Here is a 19071-nt window from a genome sequence, read left to right on the forward strand (position 1 = left end):
TCATTATACCTGATGCCAAAAAAGGCCAACCAATTCTGGTTGACCCGATGAATAATCCATGACTAAAACAGCATATTCACAAACAAACCGCTTCCGTAGGTTGGCATCGTGATTTGAATCGAGGACTGGTAGATCGCGAATTGTTGTAACTGACGAGCCGTTTGGTTCATCAGGCTGCTGGCCGGCACGGTATTGAATCTTTCCATAGCTAAGGCTAGACGGTAAGCCAGGCCGACATGACTGCTAATTGCTCGCGTAGTTTGATCGAAATTCAAGCTCAAATTCTTCTTAAACTGTTCTTCATCCAACTGGAGTAAGCCGTCGCCGTCACGATAGAGTCCGAGTTGCTCGTAGGTCGGGGAATCGACTAAGAAGTCCAAGCTTTTTCGGATAGAGGGGTTTAAGATCCCGCCAGCTTCTGTCAGACGACCCACCATGGCATTGTAACTCGATATCAACTCACTCACTTGTGAAATGATTTTATCGGCATCCGGATTAACCTGAATCCTCACCGCTTCCATCGATGGAGCCAGGAGTGTTGCCGTCACTTTGTCCTTCTCCAGCTCAATCGTGTTCGACTGAGACGTTTGAATTGCACCGCCGTTCACGCTGTATGAGGCATTGGACGCAATTTCGGTTGCATTCTGTACACCTGTTGCTGACATCGCATTGCCGATAACGTCTTCAACTTCGAAAGCCTGATCCGTTCCGGTGTGGTCGCTGCATAACTCTAGCTTCAGGTGGCCCGTATCCGCATCTGGGACCATCGTTGCAGTGATCCCTGTCTTTGCTGCATTGATCGCCTCTTGTAACTTGCTCAGCGCTTGATCATTCGTATCGTGCTCAGCGATCACCACCGATAGCTTGGTCGTCTTGCCGCCAAGGGTAAGGGTGAATTCATTTATCCCTTGGCTTACAACGGACGCACTTGCTCCAGACAATAGGGTTCCGCTGTTCCTTTGAGAAGTCGCAATCGCTTTCAACTTCACATCATAGGTTTGCCTTGCAGCTCCAGCCGATGCCATTGCAATAACCAGACTGCTGTCCGAGGTTTCCACCGTTCTTGCTTCGAATAATGGATTATTCCGCAGCATCAATTTTTTTGCCGCTTCTTGCACTCTGTATGTAGATTTCAAGAAGTTAACAATTCCGGTTGCCGCTGTCTTGAAATATTGCACATAATGCATACTTGGTGAGATGAGCCTGGACAATAAAGACGAACTCTCACTCATTCTATTGGAGGATTCAACATTCATGGCTGCCGTTCCGCTCGTCGAATCGATCAAGCTATACGAGTCGTTCGATAACATCATCCATCACTCCCTTTATCATGGAACTGTAAAGTTTATTCTGGATGCATGGTCCCGCTTCGCACGATGATTCGACACTTTTCCTCTTATTTTATCTCCGAATTATCGCCGATAGTTGAAGTTTAAAGAAAACTTTAACTTCGCATGTGATTAGAATTATTGCATCTTCTCCAAGCCTTGGCAAGTCCACGGCATGACAGATATGACTTTTATTATGACAACGGTCACTATGTCCATATGACATGACTTTGATACTCTTGGAATGCAGCCACTCATACGGTTGTATTCTTAAAAGAAGGTGTGATTAACATATTTTCCTCCCTGAAAGATTCAACTAAATCCATTGTATTTATCGTGCTCGTCTTGCTTCTGGCGGTTGGTTTCAGCTTCATCCCTCATGTGAATACCTTTGCTTATATGATGACGCCAACGATTGCAGTGCTCATCATGATGTTGATCGTGACGCGTGACGGTTACCGTAAATCAGGCTGGAAAAAGCTTGGTTTGCATAAGCTCGGTTTCAAAAGTTGGGGATTTGCGCTGATCGTTCCAATCATCCCGTTGGCTGTGGGATTTGCCGTCGCCTATGTGGCGAACCTATCCTCCTTCGAGCCTGGAAGTGACTTTGAAGGCTTCAGTTGGACGGTATTTCCGCTGCTTATTGTCTTCTTATACATCAAGTCGGTGTTAACCCAATCCATGGGCGAAGAACTTGGCTGGCGCGGGTATCTGCTGCCGACCATGCTTGGATGCATGAGCCGAAAAAAGGCGATGTTACTTCACGGAGCCGTCCATGGGGTATGGCACTTCCCGTTAATTCTCAACACGGAAGCGTACCACTCCGATGAGAATCTCTGGCTTCTGCTGCCCATGACCGTGCTCAGCACGATCTTTCTTGGCCCCGTGATCGGCGAAATTCGCATGCGGACCGGCAGTGTATGGACCTCCTCGATGATCCACACCACGCATAATTTAGTGTGGCTCATTTTTGCCGCAGTGACGGTCGAGCATCAAGAAGCCGCAAAATATATCAGCGGGGACATGAGCCTCTTCGTTATTCTGTTCTACGCTGGACTGACCTTCTACATGTGGAGACGGGGAAGAACGTCTCACAATTGATGCCATATAGCAAAAAAACCACAACCTCATGGTTGTGGTTTTTATTTTCCAAAATGGGGGCGAACCGTGGTATGCCAGATCCACATTTCACTTTAGTCCCAAATCATTCGCGTTCCCAGTTTTCTATCTTTATGAAAAATCCGCAGTTGACTCCCTATACCCGAGTAAGCTTATCCGGGTTTCTTACAACGTAGATTCTATGAATCTTTTCACCCCGGTGTTGTAAATAGATAGCGGCCACGGCTTCGTCCCCGGATCGAAGCACAATTCCAGTCTCTCCGTTCAGAGCTGCAAACTCGGAGTGAAGACTTCCCTGAGACTTCAAGCCATGGAGCGCGCCAGCAAGGATAAGGGCCACTTGTTCGCGCGTTTGTATCGGATGTGTAGCCGCGATGACTTTTCCACCCCCGTCAGTGACGAGCATGACGTCTTCGCTCAGCAAGGATAACACAAGATCAACGTTACCTTGCTCGAGGGATGTGAGGAAGCGGCTCACCCATTCCAATTCGATCGCGTCGGCCGCAACCGTTTCTTCCTCGGATATGCCCATCTTGCTTCTCGCTCGGCTCATCAACATGCGGCAATTTGTCTCTCGCTTGCCAAGCAGTTCGGCGATATCGGGGTAATCGAATCCAAGCGCTTCACGAAGAACGAAAACCGCACGCTCTGTCGGCGATAACCTCTCAAGCAGTACAAGCATACCATAAGACAGCAGGTCACGGCGGACGACCGTTTCGAGCGTATCCGCTTCCGGTGTCGGAATCGGCTCGGGGAGCCAAGGACCGACGTACACTTCTCTCCTCCTCCGCGCAGATTTCTGCAGATCGAGACAGCGATTGGTTACCATTTTGCACAAATAGGCCTTCGGTTCCCTCAAACGTTCGGGATCTACGTCGCAGGCCTTAAAGAACACGTCCTGCACCACATCCTCCGCATCTGCCGCAGAACCTGTCAACTGATAAGCCAGCGTGAACAACAGCGCTTTATATTTATCGTACAGTTCCTCCATACGCCATCTCACCTTTTCCTGTTGTAAAAATTGCACACCGGGGTGCTCTTTATCTATCGAAGCATACTGGCGTGACTGATCGCAACCGTTTTCGGCATATTTGGCCGCGGCGAGAGTTCCATAATTCAATCGTTAACCGAATTCCTCAGCATGATCGATCGCCCACTGTTTGAAGGTGCGCGGCGCTCGACCGGTTACTTCTATCACGGTAGGAAGCACAGTAGAGAATCTTTGACCTTGCTTGGATAGTTCAAAGAGTGCGTCAACCATTTCCCCAGGCATATACCGAAGCAGTTGCTCATAAGCGATGTCGTCCGGGATCGTTTCAAAACCGATATCCCGACCCAATACTTCGCCAAGTATGCGTACTTGTTCTCTACGAGTAAGTCGTTCAGGTCCGGTTAACGTATAGATCTTCCCTTCATGTCCGTCTGAGCTTAAAGCTTTCGCTGCGACGGCAGCTGTGTCTCGCGAATCGATGATTGGTATGCTGAGGTCGCCGAATGGCACCCGGACAACCCCCTCGGTTCTGATCGAATCTTTCCATCGAAACGCATCGGTCATGAAACCGCTGGGCCGCAGGAATGTCCAGGATACACCCGATTCCCGCACTGCCTGCTCGGCTTTTAAGTGAAGCCGTGCAATAGCATTTCCTGCTCCAATTTCAACGGTTGCCGCTGAGAGCAATACGATATGCCGCACTCCGGAAAGCCTTGCGATCCGCGGGAAATCAAAGTCGGCGGCTAGGGGCAACATCCAAAACACCTTCTCTACGCCTTCCAAAGCCGCTAGAAACGTCTCCGACTTCAATAAATCTCCAGCTACCCGCTCAACTCCTGCAGGAAGATTCGCCTTCTCCGGATTGCGGACGAGCGCCCGTACCTTTAAACCGTCCTTATGCAGCAGCCGAACAACTTCACGGCCTACCGATCCAGTGGCACCTGTAACCAGAATCATGTTTTTCACATCCTTTGCTATTCCTATTTTTATACCGTTTGAACATGATGCAGCTGAGGACAGCGGTATAAGGTTACGCGCTTATTGTGAACTAGAAGTTGGATGCTACTTTAACCGCTTGGGCCAAGCCGTTTTCGATGATTTGCTGAGACCGATCTTGGAATTGCAAATGACCTTCGATGACAACCGTTTCAATATTCGTTATTCCCCAGAATGCCAGCATGCTTTTCACGTAGTTCACAGACATCTCTTTTTGAGCCAGCGGGCCTTCGGAGTAAACACTGCCTCGTGCGTTAAGCAGCACGACTTTCTTGTCGCCTTGCAACCCTACCGGACCTTGTGCCGTATAAGTGAAGGTTTTGCGAGGTTGGCTTAGATAGGACAGGTAGGTCAGCAATGGAGCGGGAATCGTAAAATTCCAAAGCGGGAACGCGAATACGACTTTATCTGCTGCCAGGAATTGATCTGCGTAGCTGTTCGCGATCGCGATGGCGTTTTGTTCCCGGGTTGTAAGTTCTTCACCCTTGGAAAGCTTGATAATGCCCGAATACATTTCGCCGTCGTAGTAAGGCAGCTCCACTTCGAAAAGGTCTATTTCCGTGATATTGTCATTCGGGTTTTTCTCCCGGTACTCGCTTAAGAAAGCGTCGTATAGCTTTAAGCTGATAGATTGCTCCCGATTGTTAGCTTTAACGAATAATACATTTGCCATGTTCATCATTCTTCCAGAAATGTAATAGAAGTTTTGTCTCTAAAAATAATCATGGTATTGCTTGCGTCGATCCTCATCTCCCCTTTGCGTTTTGCACATATGACGACGTACGGCTCTGATTTGTAACATGGAAACTCCATGACATGGCCAATGACTTGTCTGGTAACCTATGGACACAAGAGACCACCTCGAACGCGGATTGGCGGGGTGAAACAGGTGTGTGACCTGTATGAAAACAAAAAAACTTGCCGACGAAGGGCAAGCTTAATATTTCCAATAAAACGTATACCTTAAAAAACTTCCGAGTCATCGAATCCTGTCCGTTGTCCACGATGGAGTAAGCTCCGTAGATATAAAATGCAGACACACCCCACTGATTACGGCAGCTTAACACGTACGAACCCTGCTGCAGCCAAGGCTGCCACAGTTAAGATCGCGGCAAAGGCGGTTGCTCCCGTGGCCAATCCCGTATAGTCGATCAGGTAGCCCGTGCACACAGGGAGGATAGCGGCAGGGATATAGCCGCCGATGTTAAGAACCGCGTTCGCTTCGGCTCTGCGATGCTCAGGAACATGCAAGCCGATCAGTGTCAGGCCACCGAGTTGGCCGAGACCTTGACCCGCACCGGCCAGCAAGGCAGCCAGCACTAGCGGGGTGACGGCGGAAGCATAGGAAGCGATCACCATGCAGAGCATGGCGAGGAAGACGGACGCTGCGCCCATCAGAAGCTGGCCTCGGATGGTAAGCTTCTTCAGGAGAAATTGAACGCCCGTCGCCATCAAAAACATGAGGCATGTCATTCCACCGGCGATAAGCGGATCCGAGGCGCCCAGCAGCTTCTTCAGTAGTGAGGGGCCGAGCGACAGCATAAATGATGTTGACGTGATGCCCGGAGCGAAGACCGCGATGCCAAGAGCAAGGTGCAGCCGGTTACCCTTGGGCACGCTGGGCAGCCGAAGCCGCCATTCGCTTTGACGCGCTGGAAAGCGCAGTCGTGGAAGCGACCCGGCAACGGCGAAGGCGCTCGCTAATATCAAAAGTTGGGTACCAAACAGGGGAACGACCGGTCGGGCGAGCAACTCGGAAAAGATGCCTGATAACAGCGGACCGAGTCCTGCACCCAGCACCATGGCGACCGAAGCGGCGAGCGCAGCCGTCTTTCTCCGAGCGGGGCCTCCGACATCCACGACCGAAGCCATGCCAGCCGAGACGATGACGCCGACGGCAATGCCCGATAGTAATCGCGCGAGCAGGAGTGATGCGACCGTGGAGGCCGTGCCAAAAAGAATACAAGCGAGCACGGCGGCCGCAAGGCCCGGGAACAACACCGGCTTGCGACCGTACCGATCAGACAACTGACCGGCGACGAGCAAGGTCGCGAGCAAACCTGCGATATATGCGGCGAAGATTAATGTCAGCGTACCATTGGAGAAGCCCATCTCCTGCTGCCAGCGAACATAGAGTGGGGTGGCCGAATTGGACAGGATGAAGACCGCCGTTACGAGCCAAGCGGTCGTCCATATTCGCCAAGCGCTAGGGACAGGGGTGGTATATTGGGCTTGATCAGAAGCAATTGCCATCCACAAGACCTCCTAAGATGAAGAATTCTCATAGCACTATTCGCTCTCGAATCTCATCATAGGGTATAATCAGATATAACTAAAATACATAAATTGAATATATGAAATAACCAATTGGTTATGGTGGAGTGCATGCAAATGAACTTGAACCTTCTCCGAATCTTTGTGCAGGTTGCAGAGACATCGAACATTACGGAGGCATCCAAAGCGTTGTTCATCTCACAGCCAGCCGTGAGCAAAGCGATCAAAAATTTGGAGGCGTCGCTTGGCATCCAACTGTTCATCCGTGACAAGCATAAAGGGTTGCTGCTGACGGAAGCAGGGCGGGAGATTCTCGTATTAGCCAGGCAGATGAAGGCGATCGAGAACAGCATTTATCAAATTGCCGGCCGGGAGAACCGCCTGCTCGGCGGCAAGATCAAAGTCGGTTCCTTCCCCGCAGCAACAACAAACTTGCTATCCAAGGCCATCGCCGTTTTCCGTACAAAATATCCGTTGGTGAAAATCGAGTTGCTGGAAGGCGTCTCCGATCAAATCAAGCAATGGGTGGAAGACCGGACTGTAGAGCTAGGAATTGTGGCGTCTCCGTTCGATTCATTAGAATTCGAGAAATTGCAGTCCGACTACATGGTTGCGATCGTTCCTGTGGATCATCCGCTGGCGAAAGAACCGATTATCGATCTGAATTGCTACCGAGACGAGGTTATTTTCTGTAAAGGCGGGCATGAGATCGCCATGAATTCCATCCTGAGAGAATACCGGATCGAGTTGGGGGAAGGTTTGACGGTGCAATCGGCCGAAACCTTGATCCGTATGGTCCGTAACGGGCTAGGCATCGGGCTGATCTCCAATTTTACGCTATCTTCCGTGTCGCACGATTTGGTCGTCAAGGAGATTCGACCGGACGTCACTCGTGATATCGGCATCATCGCGCATTCCTTCGGGGAGATATCGCCGGCAGCCAAACAATTGGTTACCGTCCTGCTCCAAACGGGCCAGGAGTCGGGCGAAGGTTTCGAGTGATCATACAGGATCGCCGAGCAATAAATCAAAAACCACAACCATAAGGTTGTGGTTTTTTAAGTTCAAATGGAGGCGAGGGGAGTCGAACCCCTGTCCGAAGGCAACGCCACATAGGCTTCTACGGGTGTAGTGACAGTATTGATGTCACCCTAGAGACTCCCCGTCACCGGATTCTCTTCGGGTCAGCCTGATTGTCTTCTTCAGCTAGCCGCAGGCGGAGACTAGACAGCGTATCCCACTAAAAGTTGAGCCCCTATCCTGCCACATGGGCGATGGAAGGTAGGAGCCTGGAGGCCGTTATTAGGCGGCCAGAGCCAGAGTTGGTTGTTTAGCTTTGCCGTTTAAATTTGGCGTTAGCGTTGATAAAGCGGACGCTCCCCACTACCCGCTACCCATGCTCGATCTACCCCCGTCGAATCCAAAAACGCCCCCTTAATAAAAAGGGTGTTCGAGGATCAAGGTGCAGCCTGCAAGGGCCTGCTGCTTGCTCGCATTACGAACAAGTGATGTTTCGTTCTTACATCCATTATTATACCATGTTTGCTTCCCATCATGTTTATGGACTTGATGGAAACGCTGGGAACTACCGTCGCGAGCCTGTTATCTCGCAATCTTCTGCTTCTCGCGCAACGCCCGTTGAATATCGCGTTGAGCATCCCGCTTCGCGGCGGAATCACGCTTGTCGTATTGCTTCTTCCCTTTGCCCAGACCCAGCAGCAGCTTCGCATATCCGTTGCGGATATAGATCTTGAGCGGTACGATCGTATACCCTTCCTGCTTGGATAAACCCAACAGCTTATTGATCTGTGCCTTGTGCATCAACAGCTTGCGTGTCCGCGTCGGATCGGTTGGATTAAACCGATTCCCCTGCTCGAACGGGCTGATATGCATGTTGTGAATATGAATTTCGCCGTTCCGGATCGTCGCGAACGCATCGCTAATGTTCACCCGAGCATTCCGAATCGACTTGATCTCGGTGCCGGTGAGCACCATGCCCGCTTCGTAGGTATCTTCGATGAAATAGTCATGGGAAGCTTTTTTATTTTGCGCCAGCACTTTACCGTCACTTTTCTTACCCATGCTCCATCCTCCTCAAAGTTGGGTGAGTTCCTCTTCCGACTTTCAGCTCAACAAAACGCGCAACAGAAGCTAAATCGGAAGCCCCACCGGGCAGTTTATCAGACATTTATTGTACCAACTCCAGCGGCCAAAAGCAAGAATTGACCCTTATCAAGTACGTTAAGCGCAACCTCCCTTATGGAACACATAAAGTCTGCGATGCCCAGGACTTTCAGATCTGATGATTCCGCGAAATGACGAATCCTGATAAGGTTTGCCAGCTTATGCGACTTAAGTTACAATTCAGAATGAAGGGGAAATTACCCCAACGGATTGTCTGCTTTGGAGGGGAGCAATAATTTAAGTATGAAATGGAAAAAACGAATGGGGTATGCAGGCATATTGATCCTGCTTCTAGTCGGAGCGGGGCTGTTTACCTATTGGAAGCTGAGTCCGGCGACTCACTTCAACAATACAGAAATTCCTGTTTTGGCTGCACCTCAACCAGAAGAATCCTCTTCACCTACCACCTCGTCATCCCAATCATCTGAGTCGAATTCATCCGATACGAATGACAAGAGTAAAGATCAAGTAAGTTTCAATGTGCTTATTTTGGGGACGGACGCTCGGGATCAGGAAGCATCCCGGACAGATGTGATTATTCTAGCCCATGTGAACCCTGGAAAGAAGATCGTCAACTTAATCTCCATTCCTCGCGATTCCAGAGTCAACCTTCCGGGAATCGGTTACACCAAGATCAACCACGCGCACGTCCTGGCCGAACTAAAGGGAGATGGCCACGACGGAACCATGGCTGCCATGCAAGCCGTAAGCAATCTCTGTTCCTGTAGCATTAACTATTACTTGAAAACGAATTTTGAAGGCTTCGAGCATTTCATCGATACGTTGGGTGGTCTGGACATCCACCTGGATGAGCCCGTCAAATTCACCTACGCGCACAAGACCATTCCTGCAGGAGACAATCATCTCTACGGCGCCGATGTTCTGGATTTGGTTCGGGAACGCAAATCGCTCCCAGGGGGAGATTCGGGACGGCAGGCTCATCAAGCCATGGTCCTCAAGGAAATTGCATTAACCATGGCCAAACCGCAAAATTTAAAGAAACTTCCCTCTCTGATCAATCAAGTAAAACAAGACATTCTGGATACGAACCTCACCGACAGCGATATGATCAGCCTGGCCTGGTTGGCGAAAGACATCGACGGCGATCAATTCACTTACACCCAACTTCCCGGCAGAAGCGACAAGCTGTACGACCCTGTAGTCAAGAGCGAATTATATTATTGGATTCCCGATCTTGAAGAATGGGAAGCATTAGCGAAGTCTTTGTTAGGAGAGAATGAACCATGAAGAGGCGAAATAGGAGAACCTTAACGGGGGTATGCGCTTCAATCTTGCTCATCATCTGTTTGCTTCCCCATGCTGCGGCGGCCGATGAGCAAAACCCTCAACCTTATTTAATCAGTGTGAAGGACACCGGAGCCGTTGGAAATGGAACGACAAATGATACCGCCGCTTTCCATAAGGCCCTCGAACTTGCGGCCGACCAGCCGAACGGGGCAGTGGTCACCATCCCGCCGGGTACATATTTAATGGATTTGAACGATCCGCTGCTCGTCACCAGCAACATCAAGGTGGTTGGCGTGGGCAACCCCGTTTTGAAGTTTACCCGATTCCCGGGTGGAGAAGAGTTCGGCTATGAAGCCTTCTGGTTATCTGGGAACCAGATTACCCTGGAAGGAATTACGATCGATGCGAATAACCTCTTAATTCGTGGAGTTGGAGTTCACACCGGATCCAAAGACATTCAGATCAAAAATTGTACCATCATGCAAATCACTCAGCCTTCGAACCCGGATCATCCGAATTATAATGCGTTGCTGTCGGGCATCCTTATTTACGGGAACACAAACCGAGTGACCATCGAGAACTCTAACATTTCACATATTTCCGCCATTCATCCGAACCCGATTGCCCGCGGGATTCTCGTCTGGGCTGAGCCTGATCAACCCTATGCTCAAAACGTCAACATTACGGGGAACACCTTTTCGTTTATTACTCCGCGTGAAGATGCGGACGCCATTTATTTCGACAAAGCGAAGGACGGCACACCCAAAACCAATTCGCTCATCCAGAACAACCAAATTCATCATGTCGGAAAACGCGGGATTAAAATCGCAGCGCCAGGCGTGACGATCAAGAACAACCATATTACGAACTCATACAACGGGGATAATCACTATCGCTTCTATCCAATTGTGGATCCGATCCCGCAGGACATGTTCTCCGGCATTTCGGTTTATGCCAGCCATGTCACCGTCACGGGCAACGTAATTGATGGCATCGGAAGTTATTACGCAGCCATCGAAGCCGATTTGGACTTACTTACAGATATTATCATCGAAAAAAATACCATTTCAAACGGAGCAACCGCAGATTACTCCGATTCAAATGGCATTCGACTGGGGAATATCATTAATTTTAAGGTAGCTGACAATCGCATTATCAATATGAAATCGGGGATTTTCTCGCCGATCGACAGCAAGCAAAGCGGGATCATCTCGAATAATACGATTTCGAATGTTCGATACGGAATCCTGTTTCTCGATCCGAAGCAGGCTTACCAAGCATCCAAGGTGAAGGTGGAGAACAACAAGATCGCCGCGAACCAGAACCGGATCCTGTCGCTTCCTAACCTGGATTAAGGTGTCTCCCTCCCGGGAGCCACCTCCATCTGCACTTGCCGCAGGTAATCCTCAATGCTGTCAAAATCTTTGGCCTCTGCCTGCAATCCCTTAGACTGCTCCCGCTGCAGCACGACCAGTACGGTCTGGAACAGGATTTTCAAATCCAGCAGCGGTGAGTAGTTTTTAATATACATGATGTCATAGCGCAATTTGTCCGACGGCAGCGTCGTATAATTGGCCATCACCTGAGCCATTCCGGTGAGTCCCGGCTTCACCATAAGGCGATACGAATAGTGAGGCAGTTCCTTCTCAAATTGCTCGACAAAATAAGGGCGCTCTGGCCGCGGCCCCACCAGACTCATATCCCCGCGAATCACGTTAAACAGTTGAGGCAGCTCATCGATCCGGGTCGCCCGGATGAAATGCCCCAGCTTGGTGATTCTAGCATCCCCGGAGCTTGCCAGTACAGGCCCGGTATGCTTCTCCGCATTATCCACCATACTTCGGAATTTCATGACCCTAAAGGTTGTTCCATGAATCCCCACACGTTCTTGGTAGAACAGCGCTTTTCCCTTCGAAGTAGCCGGGATGAGCACAAACATCAGCAGCATCACCGGAGAGGCGAGCAACAGCAAAATGGACGAGACCACAAGGTCAATGCCGCGCTTGACCATCCGTTCCCAGATCGTCAAGGCAGGAGGCATCATGGAATACAACAGCAAATCATCGATCTGCTGGAGCTCCGCCTTCATTAAATACAGCTCGTAAAAATCCGGAATCAGCAATACTTCAATATCACGATGTCCCGCCTGACGAATTAATTCCGTTCGAACAGGCGCCGAGATGTCCGGTCCCAGTATCAGGGTGTCTACTTCCTCCCAACATACCTCTCCGAGTGTTGAGGTCTCCTGATCCACAACCAGCAAGTGCCGAAGCTCAAACCAGACCTTGCCTTCGTTTTTCAACTTTTTAATGATGGCGATAGATGAACTATGATTGCTAATAACCAGAAGCGCTCTTTTCTTCCCGATTCCCTTGGTTTGGATAAAGAACAACGTCAATCGCAGCGCGAACGTCAAGGCCAATTGAATGAAGCAGGCAATGACGACCACACTTCTCGGAAGGCTGAAGGATTCCAGCCAATAATGCAGCAGAATCAGTTCAACCACAAAGACCAGGTCCGCCAGAAGCAAATTGTACAGCCATTTGGTCGGCTTCTGACGTCCCGCGAAATTGTACAAATTAAAGAAGTAATAAGTGAGTGCTGTAAACAGCCCGAGCCATGGGGCATAAGCGTAGAATGAGTTCCATTGTTCCTGCGGAACATTGCCCTGAAAATTAATCGTATAGGCCAGCAAATAGCTGATGTAAATAAACAGACAATCCAAGAGCAAAACAACGACTCTCGAGCCGCTCAAACGAATGATTTTAATCATGCTTTTTCCTCCGCATCTGCGGTAATCCTTGTAGTGCATAGAGGCTCAGCCATTGGTCGATCACCACATCCATCGTGTAGTGCTGCTGCACGTATTCCCTTCCTTCTGCGCCCATTCTTTGCCGGTCTTCCGGCGACTTCTCCATCAGGGCCAGCATCTGTTCCCCCAATGCCCAGCTGTCTTCCGCAGGAACCAACAAGCCCGTTACCCCATCTTGCACCACCTCGCGGTTGCCGCCGACATCCGTTGCCACGATCGGCAATCCACTGGCCGCGGCTTCCAACAGGACAATCGGCATCCCTTCCCAGCGGGAGGACATGACATAGGCATCCGCCGCCTGCATGAGCTCGGGAATATCCTTGCGAAGCCCCAGAAAACGGATGTGCTCCTTCAACCCCAACGTCTTGCACAGCTCCTCGATCTCTTCACGCTCAGGCCCTATTCCAGCAATCAGCAGGAGACTGTCCGGATGCAGGTCCGCAACTCTTCGGAAGGCGGTGACTAGATTCCGGTAGTCCTTGGCAGGCACGAATCGCCCCGCCGCCAGCCACGTAAACTGTTGCTCTGCCAAGCCTAACGTTTCGCGAGTCTTATTCCGCGTATCCTGCTTATGATAACGGCTAACATCAATCCCGTTCGGAATAAAGCGAATCTTGTGCCGCGGCACGATTTTCTCTTGAATATAATGATTCACCGCGTCCTGACTCACATTCGTGGTTACTTCGCACAAAGGGTCCGTCAACCGGTATAGGAGTTCTCGGATTTTCCCTTCCTCATTCCGGGTATGGGCCGTACAAATCAACAAAGGCATTCGAACGAACAGCCGAGCCACTCTGGCCAAAATATTGGCATGGACCAAATGGCTGTGCACCACATCTGGCTTGAAGCGACTAATGATCCTTCTTAGGCGGAGGATCCCTCTAGGATCTGGAATCCCCCTGCTCATGTTCAACGTATGCACTTCCACGCCAAGCTCAGTTAATTCGTCGACATGCGCCTTTGGCGAAGTCATGCTGACCACGGCAATCTCGCAGCCTTTGGGCTTCAATCCCTTACAGAGCTGAACGAGCTGGTTCTCCGCTCCGGCATAACTAAGCCCTGTAATGAGGAACAAGATTCTTGGCATCCTCTTCTCCCCCTTTCTGCTCTTTCTCGGGTACCAACATAAGGGCCACAAATGCCATCAGGAGATACTCGAAGTTATAGCCAAAATCACCGCTCATCAGCGCGCTGCCCAGCGTCTGAAGCAACAACACCATCACCACTGGGAATTGGCGACCAGCCCAAAGCGAATACAGGTAAGCCAAGGTCCAAAGGGTCATCCCCACAACGCCCAGTTCACTTACGATTTCCAGCAAGACGTTATGCGGGAAGTCATGGGCGAGAGGCGGCGTCACGCTGCCAATCCCTGCGCCTATAAACGGGTGCTCGTTCCACGTCGCGATGGCCTTCTCCTGCAAGACGAGCCGACCGATCATATTGTCGTCCCCCATCAGCGCTTGACGATCAAAAAGAACGGAGAAACGACTGCCTTCCACCCATTGCTTCAACTCAGCGGAATAGGGTAAGCCGGCAAAGATCCCTAGAACAATCACCGCTAAGAAGGCGAGGACAATCCCTTTCAGATTGCGGAGTTTACCTTGCTTATATTTGTTGAACAAGACGACAGCACCAATGATCAGGTTGGCCACTGCAAAAGCTGCAATCGGACCCCTTGATTCTGTAGCTATGGCAGAGGCACCAGCAATGGCGATCACCGGAATTCGAATCCATAGCGGAATGTTCCGCCCCCATAAGCAGACCGTTACCGTAAACAACGACATCCGCGCGTTATAAATGGGGTTGCCGCCAGGCAACACCAATCTTCCCGGATATTCCTGGGAGTACTCCCCCAGCGTAAGATGGGCCGCCGCAAAGGCGAAGCCAAACAAAGCAAGAACGGTCCATGAGAACTTGTTGTATTTTTTGTACAGGATGTAAGTATAAATTCCAGGAACCACCGCATGAATGAACAATATCAGCAATTTGTTGAGTCCTGCCGTTTCGTACGGCGCCCAGATCAAGCTTCCCAAGGCGTACAAGAAGACAAGGCCCCACAACCATATCCCTTGATCTCTGAGGAAGTCCCAGGATTTGCTGCCCTTGCTAAACAACGCAATACAGACGGGGATGAACGGAACGGCCAGCAGCAGCACCAGCGCATTCCCTGGCATCACCTGCTTATAGAGATAACCGAACAAATCGAAATAAACGCAAAATCCTACGACATAAGCGGCATCCACCCGCAGGTTCTCCCGAGTAATGCACAAGCAGATGAAGAGACCGATGCACACAACCAACACCAGAATCAGAATCAAGGTAATGTTCAAGGCTGGCTGACCTTCTTCCTGATGCGATCCATATATTCTAATCTCACAATCTCTTTCACCCGATTATCCAAATGCTGGATCTGTTCTCGGAGGACCCGCTTCCCGCGCCAACTCTGCACAAAAGCATCAATTTCCGCTAGATGGTGCTCCAAATTTCCGGACGCATTGGGTAACTGCAGCAGAAACGGGACAGATTCTGGAAAGTCGGTGTCTTGATACCCGATAATTACCGGAAGGCCATAAGCTAAATACTCCCGCACCTTAAGGGGCGAGGCCTCGTTCATACCTTTCCGGTAGAGTGCCATCGTTCCGATGGCGACATCCGCTTGGTACATGAGAGGTTCATAGTCTCTGCGATCCAGTCTGCCGTGAAAAAGCATATTTTCAGGCGCAGGCTCCTTGAAATCCTCCGGCGCAAAGCCGACGATATCAAATGTCCAAGACGGACGCATGCGGGCGAGAGCGGCAATATGGTCAACCCCTTGCCAGGATTGACCGGATGAACCGATGAAGATCACCCGGATCCCATCCCGCTGCACAACAGGTGCGGGCGAGACCCGATCCAGGGCGTATCCATTGCCAATGATGACTTTATCCTTCACGTATTTTTTATAGTGCCGTTCCTCCGCCATTTCGCCGCTGACAAACACAAACCCTTGAGCCGCACGCAGCACCCGCGAGCGAGTGGCCAAGTGATACCCGTATCTTGCCTTGCTCCCCAGCTGTTTCATCTCGGCAAGATCGTTCGTGTTCATTTCCAAAATGGAGGGAAACTGTTTTAACAGCTTTGGCAACCCCGGATAATACAGGTCATACCGGTGATAAATCACATCGGGGTTCCAGTCCCGAATCCGGCCCAATAATTGTCGGAACGCGGACAGGCGGCCCGTACCCTTGTCATAAACCTGTGCAGCCAGCGTAACGTTGTGCAAAACTTCTTCCCATGCACGAATCTGCCGATGGGTAAATAAAAAGAAAGCCACCTCATGCCCCGAACGGGCCCACTCGGCCATCTGTCCGATCACTTTCTTGGCAACGCCGCTTTCCGGCCCTTCATTCCAATGAATCAGGTAGGCAATTTTCATGTCAGTTCCTCCAAGCACCTTGCGAAGAGCTCACGGTCCGATCGATGTAATAAGAAGCTATTATGCCAGAGCAGTGTAAATTCCCCGTTATATTTCATACACTCCCGATAATAGCGACGGATCTCTTCAAAGGCAGACTCTCCTTTCCAGCCGCCGTCATGCAAGATCACCTTCTCCATAATGACAAGCGGGCGTTCCCGGAGTTGCAGCATCCGGCGCTCGGCAAGCTGGAAAACCGGATATTCATAGCAAACGCCACATCGGAATCCGGGATAATTCGAATAGCCCAGCGTACTATCGTAATTCAGTCCAGCATCTTCCCAATGCTGCCAAGTATCCGGCGCACGCCATCGCAGAAAGTGCTGACGGCCTCCCCATATCGGCTGCTTGATCCCGAGTTCATCCACCTTCCGTTTCAGCAGACCCCATTGATGCTTAATCCGGGATGGGGACAAATACGTTTGATAACTGGGATGCAACCCGATTTCATGACCCCGTTGATGAATCTCCAGCATCAATTGCTCAATCTCGGGATCATCCAAAGAATACTGACCGTCATATTCCGGATCGGTATGCTCAGGGATAAAGTAGAAGCTGCTCCGTAATCCCGCACGTTCGCTGACTTCCATCAGCCAAGGGAACGTGTAGTACGGATCCCGCTTGACTCGAAGCGAGCGCCCCCCCAGCATCAGCACCTTCCGATAGGCTGCTTCCATATCCCTTCGTTTGACAACCTCCACAGCGCTGCCCTTCAATATACCCCATATGTTCCGGCGAAGCGCGAAGAAGGGATGGTCCACATCATGGCTAATCCGCTTGACAGAAGCACGCCGCTTCCGTTCCAGCCCCGGCCATAAAGATTTACACAGGAACCATAACAGCTCGGTATAAACATTAACGATGGGCACATCCAGAAATCCCGCTTGATAAGCGATGGAGCACTGGGCGGGGAACCGGTCATGCTCATCCCGATCAGGCAGGACGACCTCCTCATAGCGGGTCAGCATAAAGAAACAGCTGCCGAAGATATCCAATCCGCATTCCACGCTATGCTCGGACCTTTGTAACATGCCGCTTTCCGAAGCTCTGCCATCTCCATAGATAACTGGAATCCGTCCCAAGTCGGCCTCGGTAGCATCCAGGTGTAACAACGGAAGCCTCGGCAGCGAATCGATCGTCAACCACTTCTCATCCGGGGTTGATAAGAACACATCTGGAAGCCGTAACGAGCAGTCGTTGACTGAAGGCATCGAGAGCTCGACATCCATGCGTTCCTCAAGAATGACCGTATAGGAAATGCCTAGAAATTCATTCAAGAGCACATGGAAAATATATTCCCGTTCCGGCTCTCGATTTGCCGGACAGCGTACAATTAACATCATGATCCCCTCAGTTCTACTTCTTCCGGCTCGGGAAGGTTACGATATTTTCGCAGGGCGAACCAAGACATTCCGAGATGAAGCAGATAGCCCAATGTAGCCGCTAAGCTAAACCACAGGATGGCGGTGACAGCACTCTGCCCCGAAAAATAGGCAAGCAGCACTGCGCCCAATACGATAATGATTCGTCCAATTTCTCGGTACAGGTGTAGATCCTGACGTTCCATCACATCAATGGTGGAACCCACCGAATTGGCGACAAACTGACTTAAATACATGACTCCCAGAATCTGCACAATTTGCCCCGAGTTAGCCCATGCCTCCCCGAACAGGAAGGCAAAGGTCGCTGGTGCAATGAACACCATGACAAGTACAATCAGCAGACCAATGATAAAGATGTTACGGACCGTCCGCTTAAACAAGGGATATAGCTTATGGGGGGTATACAGCATATAATTGGACGACTCTGATAAATAAACATTCATCACCGACGAGGTAATCAACGTCATGGGGGACCCCAATATCCGTTGCCCGAGAGCAAACCAGCCCGCCACCTCCGGTCCATAAAAGGCAGCAAAAAGAATCGTCGGCAAGTAGATCCCAAAGCTATTAAGCATGTTGGACGGCAAGGACAACAGCGGAAACCGCTTGTATCGGGAGGCGACTTCCTTCATCTCCGCCCAATTGCTGTGCATCGACTCTTGCTTCACATCTTTCCGCCAAAGCTTCCATTGTGGGATCACGCCGCCCAACCGGCCTATGACGTCCCCTAGAATAAGTCCAAGCGGACCTTTGAAGATGCCGCTGAACAGCAGTTGGGAAGATACGAGAGAGAGGCTTTGTGAAAGCTTCGTCTTCGAGATCTCCCGAAAATATTTCTTGCGGATGGACCATCCGTTCAAAATTTGATAGAAGCCGCTAAAAAACAGGCTGGCTATAAAAAAGATGAAATAACGCTGGACATCCGGTTCATTGGTCCAAACCGACAGCGGATGGGCCAAGAAATAGACTCCCACCCCGCCGATGAGGCTGACTAACGCACAGATGCGAAGGGATAAGCTCAGCAGGCTGCTTGCCGTCTTGTCCTTGCTCGGCAGGGTAATGGCATTTTCGTAAGAGAAGGATGTCATCATCAGCATGATCGAGATGATGGAAGTATACATGGAGTACACGCCATATTCGGAAGGATTATATAAGCGGGTAATGATTGGCAATGTCACCAAGATGATGATTTGGCTCAGGATGGTTCCGCTGGCCAGAACGACCACATTCCGAAAAAAGCTGTCGAGCTTAAAGTTCTTGATCTTGTTTATCATCTTCGTTCC

General features: G+C 50.4%; 16 protein-coding genes and 1 other RNA gene. 4 read left to right on the top strand and 13 right to left on the bottom strand.

What is annotated here, in order from left to right; all coding sequences use genetic code 11:
- Nucleotides 1-62: 62 nt before the first annotated feature.
- Entirely contained in the window at nt 63-1310 is a 1248-nt protein-coding gene (fliD, locus tag M891_RS0108190; RefSeq protein ID WP_176222393.1) for a flagellar filament capping protein FliD, read from the bottom strand.
- 300 nt (nt 1311-1610) lie between these two features.
- On the opposite strand from fliD, the gene M891_RS0108200 reads away from it, so the two are divergent.
- Nucleotides 1611-2429, top strand: a complete 819-nt coding sequence (locus M891_RS0108200) for a type II CAAX endopeptidase family protein (RefSeq protein WP_051416873.1) — start codon at nt 1611-1613, stop codon at nt 2427-2429.
- Nucleotides 2430-2583: 154 nt separating this feature from the next.
- Here M891_RS0108200 and sigJ read toward each other — a convergent pair whose 3' ends face one another.
- The 4 genes from sigJ to M891_RS0108220 all read right to left on the bottom strand — a co-directional run bounded on the left by sigJ (nt 2584) and on the right by M891_RS0108220 (nt 6687).
- Entirely contained in the window at nt 2584-3438 is an 855-nt protein-coding gene (gene sigJ / locus M891_RS0108205; protein ID WP_028538480.1) for an RNA polymerase sigma factor SigJ, read from the bottom strand.
- A gap of 132 nt (nt 3439-3570) precedes the next feature.
- Nucleotides 3571-4395 carry an NAD(P)H-binding protein gene (locus tag M891_RS0108210; RefSeq protein WP_016313946.1) on the bottom strand — a complete coding sequence of 275 codons (825 nt, stop codon included), beginning with the start codon at nt 4393-4395 and terminating at the stop codon, nt 3571-3573.
- Nucleotides 4396-4486: 91 nt separating this feature from the next.
- Nucleotides 4487-5107, bottom strand: coding sequence for an FMN-dependent NADH-azoreductase (locus M891_RS0108215; RefSeq protein ID WP_028538481.1), 621 nt, complete (start codon nt 5105-5107; stop codon nt 4487-4489).
- A 377-nt stretch (nt 5108-5484) separates the two neighbouring features.
- Nucleotides 5485-6687 (bottom strand): MFS transporter, encoded by a 1203-nt coding sequence (locus tag M891_RS0108220; protein WP_051416874.1) that lies wholly within the window; start codon nt 6685-6687, stop codon nt 5485-5487.
- A 132-nt stretch (nt 6688-6819) separates the two neighbouring features.
- Between M891_RS0108220 and M891_RS0108225 the strand changes: the two genes are divergently transcribed.
- Entirely contained in the window at nt 6820-7710 is an 891-nt protein-coding gene (locus M891_RS0108225; RefSeq protein ID WP_028538483.1) for a LysR family transcriptional regulator, read from the top strand.
- A 64-nt stretch (nt 7711-7774) separates the two neighbouring features.
- On the opposite strand, the gene ssrA is transcribed toward M891_RS0108225, so the two are convergent.
- Nucleotides 7775-8142: a transfer-messenger RNA gene (gene ssrA / locus M891_RS24885) on the bottom strand.
- 168 nt (nt 8143-8310) lie between these two features.
- Nucleotides 8311-8790, bottom strand: a complete 480-nt coding sequence (smpB, locus tag M891_RS0108230) for an SsrA-binding protein SmpB (RefSeq protein ID WP_016313970.1) — start codon at nt 8788-8790, stop codon at nt 8311-8313.
- Between the two features lie 345 nt (nt 8791-9135).
- On the opposite strand from smpB, the gene M891_RS0108235 reads away from it, so the two are divergent.
- Together M891_RS0108235 and M891_RS0108240 are read left to right on the top strand one after the other, a co-directional pair.
- Complete coding sequence (locus M891_RS0108235; RefSeq protein WP_028538484.1) at nt 9136-10140, top strand: LCP family protein; 1005 nt, start codon at nt 9136-9138, stop codon at nt 10138-10140.
- The gene (locus tag M891_RS0108240; RefSeq protein WP_084628849.1) at nt 10137-11495 is read left to right on the top strand and encodes a right-handed parallel beta-helix repeat-containing protein; all 1359 of its coding nucleotides are present in this window, start codon (nt 10137-10139) and stop codon (nt 11493-11495) included. The genes M891_RS0108235 and M891_RS0108240 overlap by 4 nt, the downstream gene beginning before the upstream one ends.
- Here M891_RS0108240 and M891_RS0108245 read toward each other — a convergent pair.
- Genes M891_RS0108245 through M891_RS0108270 form a run of 6 tightly spaced genes read right to left on the bottom strand, consistent with a single transcriptional unit; the run spans nt 11492 to nt 19062 of the window.
- Nucleotides 11492-12913 carry a sugar transferase gene (locus tag M891_RS0108245; protein ID WP_028538486.1) on the bottom strand — a complete coding sequence of 474 codons (1422 nt, stop codon included), beginning with the start codon at nt 12911-12913 and terminating at the stop codon, nt 11492-11494. The genes M891_RS0108240 and M891_RS0108245 overlap by 4 nt on opposite strands.
- Nucleotides 12906-14039, bottom strand: coding sequence for a glycosyltransferase (locus M891_RS0108250; RefSeq protein WP_028538487.1), 1134 nt, complete (start codon nt 14037-14039; stop codon nt 12906-12908). The genes M891_RS0108245 and M891_RS0108250 overlap by 8 nt, the downstream gene beginning before the upstream one ends.
- Nucleotides 14005-15282 (bottom strand): O-antigen ligase family protein, encoded by a 1278-nt coding sequence (locus M891_RS0108255; RefSeq protein ID WP_028538488.1) that lies wholly within the window; start codon nt 15280-15282, stop codon nt 14005-14007. The genes M891_RS0108250 and M891_RS0108255 overlap by 35 nt, the downstream gene beginning before the upstream one ends.
- Nucleotides 15279-16367, bottom strand: a complete 1089-nt coding sequence (locus M891_RS0108260) for a glycosyltransferase (RefSeq protein WP_028538489.1) — start codon at nt 16365-16367, stop codon at nt 15279-15281. The genes M891_RS0108255 and M891_RS0108260 overlap by 4 nt, the downstream gene beginning before the upstream one ends.
- Complete coding sequence (locus M891_RS0108265; protein WP_051416875.1) at nt 16364-17746, bottom strand: polysaccharide deacetylase family protein; 1383 nt, start codon at nt 17744-17746, stop codon at nt 16364-16366. Before M891_RS0108265 ends, M891_RS0108260 begins: the two co-directional genes overlap by 4 nt.
- On the bottom strand, nt 17746-19062 hold the full coding sequence (locus tag M891_RS0108270; protein ID WP_164744198.1) for a lipopolysaccharide biosynthesis protein: 1317 nt from the start codon (nt 19060-19062) through the stop codon (nt 17746-17748). Before M891_RS0108270 ends, M891_RS0108265 begins: the two co-directional genes overlap by 1 nt.
- Between the last annotated feature and the right edge of the window lie 9 nt (nt 19063-19071).

The sequence above is a fragment of the Paenibacillus sp. J14 genome (assembly GCF_000518465.1).
GTDB classification, from domain to species: Bacteria; Bacillota; Bacilli; order Paenibacillales; family Paenibacillaceae; genus Fontibacillus; species Fontibacillus barengoltzii.